General features: G+C 36.0%; 3 protein-coding genes. All 3 read left to right on the top strand.

Annotated features, from left to right (window positions below; all coding sequences use genetic code 11):
• Positions 1–152 precede the first annotated feature (152 nt).
• The 3 genes from BA053_RS05595 (at position 153) to BA053_RS08155 (ending at position 3,809) form a co-directional block, all read left to right on the top strand.
• Positions 153–407, top strand: a complete 255-nt coding sequence (locus BA053_RS05595) for a hypothetical protein (protein WP_218914978.1) — start codon at positions 153–155, stop codon at positions 405–407.
• A gap of 608 nt (positions 408–1,015) precedes the next feature.
• Positions 1,016–2,920 carry a molecular chaperone HtpG gene (htpG, locus tag BA053_RS05590; protein ID WP_065095160.1) on the top strand — a complete coding sequence of 635 codons (1,905 nt, stop codon included), beginning with the start codon at positions 1,016–1,018 and terminating at the stop codon, positions 2,918–2,920.
• Between the two features lie 37 nt (positions 2,921–2,957).
• Positions 2,958–3,809 (top strand): hypothetical protein, encoded by an 852-nt coding sequence (locus tag BA053_RS08155; RefSeq protein WP_065095158.1) that lies wholly within the window; start codon positions 2,958–2,960, stop codon positions 3,807–3,809.
• Positions 3,810–3,865: the final 56 nt, after the last annotated feature.

The following is a 3,865-nucleotide window of genomic DNA, read 5'->3' as shown; positions in this document are numbered from 1 at the left end:
CTAAATTGCAGCGTTTAAGACTTAAAAAAACGCCAATACAGAAAATAGACAATGACCAGGGCTTCTTTTGCCTTTTTTTTCGTTTGGTAAATTTCTTAAATGTTTACGGCTAATATGAAGCTAAGTACGAACTTTGTTAAACACAACAAATGGTGTCATTCCAGTCTGGAATCCAGGAAAAAGAATGGTGTCATCCCAGTGCCCAAACACTGGGATCCAGTTTTCTTTACAAATTCACCAAAAGTGTTTCATTCTATAACATAAAACCCATACTCACCAAATCCAATGCATTACTTGCAATTAAGTTTCCTGGATCTCAGTGTCTGGGCACTGGGATAACAAAGGAGGACGTTATTCCAGTGCCAAGCACTGACCATTTCTGGTCTCTTAAATTGCAACTAATCTAAGTATTAAAAAATTTACCAAGCGAAAAAAAAGGCAAAAGAAGCCCGATGGTTGGCTAGTTACTTACATTATACTTTCAAGTATGGCGTTTTTTTATTCTAAACGCTTAATAACCGTGACTCAGCCGCTTTTAAGCCGCAACTAATCTAAATTATAAACGTTAAGAAATTTACTAAACAGAAAAAAAGGCAAAGAAACCCTAGGGTAGCTAATTATTCACTATCCATTTTTTAAGTTGGCGTTTTTTGATGTTTTAAATAGCGTATTTCAGCTTGTGTAGCTAGAAATTTGATAAAGACATGAGGTGCACATAGTGCAAAAAATTAAGCATGATTTACGCCAAATACATTAAGTTTTTTTGTCATTAATCCACTGCAGAGATTGCGAAGATAAATAAATAGCTTCAGTTTCATGATAAGGGGGCTGGCGAAGGGTGTTAAGGAAGTTTTTCGTTTCATCCAATGCGCTGCTAAAAGTTTGTTATGCAAGAGATCCCATAAATTGGGTGTCATAATAACTACACCCACATTAATTTTGGTGTACGTGACCTTGAAAGATCGTGATTCAATACTTAAATTATTAGGGTAGTAGGCAAATAATGGAGCTCAAAATGCATAATGTACAAGAAACTGAAAATTTAAAATTTGACGCTGAGGTAGGGAAAGTACTGAATATAGTGATTCATTCACTTTACACCAATAAAGACATTTTTCTGCGTGAATTAATATCAAATGCATCAGATGCATGTGATAAGTTGCGCTATGAATCTCAACTAAACCCTAATTTGCTAGATTTGAGTGATGAATTAAAAATTACTATTAGCTCCAATAAAGATAAGAACGAGCTATATATCACTGATAATGGCGTCGGAATGAACAGACAAGATTTAATAGATAACCTTGGTACAATTGCAAGCTCTGGTACGCAAAAGTTCTTAGATGCGATCAAGAATAATAAAGATTCAAGTCAAACTGTAGAGCTGATAGGTAAGTTTGGTGTTGGTTTTTATTCAAGCTTTATGGTTGCATCGGAAGTAATAGTAGAATCAAGAAAAGCTGGAGAGGAGGAGTCTTGGGTCTGGAAATCCAAGGGAGATGGAGAATATTCAATAAGTAAATCAGATAATCAAGTCCCTCGCGGAACCAAAATTACACTCATTATGCATCCTGAAGAAAATGAGTTTTTAGATAAATTTCGTGTTGAAAACATTGTCACTACTTACTCTGATCATATAAATTTTCCTGTTGAATTCATAGATGAAGAAGGAAAAAGTGAAAAGTTAAACAGTAAGGCTGCAATTTGGACTAAGCCAAAAAATGACGTTACTCAGGAGGAGCACAACGATTTTTTCCGCAGTGTTGCGCATGTTGGTGGTGAACCTTGGATGATATTGCATAATAAAAATGAAGGTGCAATAGAATATACGAATTTGCTTTATGTTCCCTCTATTAAACCTTTTGATTTATTTCATCCAGATAGACGTTGCTCTGTGAAGTTATATGTAAACAAGGTATTTATTACTGAAGATAACGTACAGATCATACCACAATACTTGCGTTTTCTGAAAGGCGTGGTTGATTCACCGGACTTGCCTCTTAATATCAGCAGAGAAACGCTGCAGAATAATCGTGTTGTTGAGCAAATCAGGAAATCCCTCACTAAACGCGCGATATCAGAGCTCGGTAAAAAGGCAAAAGAGAATTTGGAAGAGTACACAAAATTCTGGACCAATTTTGGTGCAGTATTAAAAGAGGGTCTTTGTGAAGCTATGCCAACTGATGAGAGAGAAGCGCTGCTCTCAATTTGCAGATTTCAGAGCACTGGTGATGAGAAATTAGTCAGCATTGATGACTATATAAGCAGAATGAAGCCTGAGCAGGAGCATATCTATTATCTCACCGGAAATAGCTTGGATTCAGTGAAAAACAGTCCACAACTTGAAGGATTCGTCAGTAAAGGACTAGAAGTGCTCCTATTTGTTGATCCAGTTGATGATTTCTGGACTAGCGTGATTCATGAATATAAAGATCAGAAAATCAAGTCTGTAACCCGCGCAGATGTTGATTTGGAAAAATTCTCTTCAGAAGAAGATAAGAAAGATAAAGAAAATAAATCGAAAGAAGAAAAAACTGAGGAAAATACAGATTCTATAATGCAATATTTCACCAAAGTTCTTGGCAATTCAGTAAAAAGCGTAAAAATTTCCAAAAAGTTAACCGGTAGTCCCGTATGCCTAGCGGTTGATGAAGGTGCTATGGATCTTCGCATGGAGCGTTTCTTGCGCGAACAAAAGCAGCTAAATTACCGCACGCCAAAGGTGCTGGAAATCAACACTAAACATCCTGTAATAAAAAATATAATGAAATCTTATGCTGAAAGTGGTGAAAACCCAACATTGGAGGACATGGTTCACTTATTGTTTTACCAAGCTTGTATAGTGGAAGGTGAAGAGATGGATGATGTAAGTCTGTTTGCTAAGAGAGTTAATAATTTGCTTGGCAAGATTTCTGTTTAATGCTATACTTAGCTTAGCTATTAATTAGGGGTAAAACATGATTTGGAGTTTACTTGGTGGGCTCATGCCACCAGCAGTAGATACTGCAAAAGAAAATAAAGTTAAAAGTACGAAAAATTCTGGGGATTCAGGTAATTGTTCAGAGGCTGAAGAAGAACAAAATACCAACAGAGCGACTAGATCAGAATTTAAGCTAACGCAATCTTTGCTCAGTCAAGTAAGGGCAGACAAAAATAATGCTGATGCGAATTCTGGTAAGCAAGCTTATAAAGACTTACCTAGAATGAATTTTATAATCAATGGTAAAACCATAAGTAAAGATTTTGTTGGCCAGTTGTGTGATAGGTATAATCAAGAGCTTCAAAGTAGTAAACGCCAAGTTGTAAAGCATGTTTTAATAGAAATGTTTAAGCATGCTAAGGCAGAAGTTCCAGATGATCATATACTGAAAGAGTTAATTACTAATTGCAATCAAGCCGGGTATGACGGCTCTTTGCTCATGCAGCTCTTTCCTATATTTTTTGAGCATAACCTACAATTGCCTGACGCTAACGATAGAAAGATAAGTATTATATGTAATAGCCAAGATTCCCTAAATATTCAGTATTGTCCAAGTATGCCTGTTAAGCAACAGGATACAAATATAGAAATATGCAGGCTTGATGCTATTTTAGAGTTCACGCTTAAATCTCAGAATGGTAAGGTAGAGTATGAAGAAGGTAAAGTAACACTTACCATTCCCGAGCAGTTAAAAACTGGTAGAGAAAATTTACTAGATGATATCAATAAGTATTTTAAAGGTGCCGATAATGCAGTTGTTGCAGGTTCGCCAGCAGAGGTGGATTCAGATGTTGATAATTCATTTGAGAGGTTGTCCACAAACCAGTAAATCAAGCATATTCCCTACTTAACATAACTTTACTCATAGCCAGATATATGAAACTT

This window comes from Wolbachia endosymbiont of Nomada ferruginata (genome assembly GCF_001675785.1).
Classification (GTDB): domain Bacteria; phylum Pseudomonadota; class Alphaproteobacteria; order Rickettsiales; family Anaplasmataceae; genus Wolbachia; species Wolbachia pipientis.
This window is presented reverse-complemented; position numbering and strand designations above follow the sequence as displayed.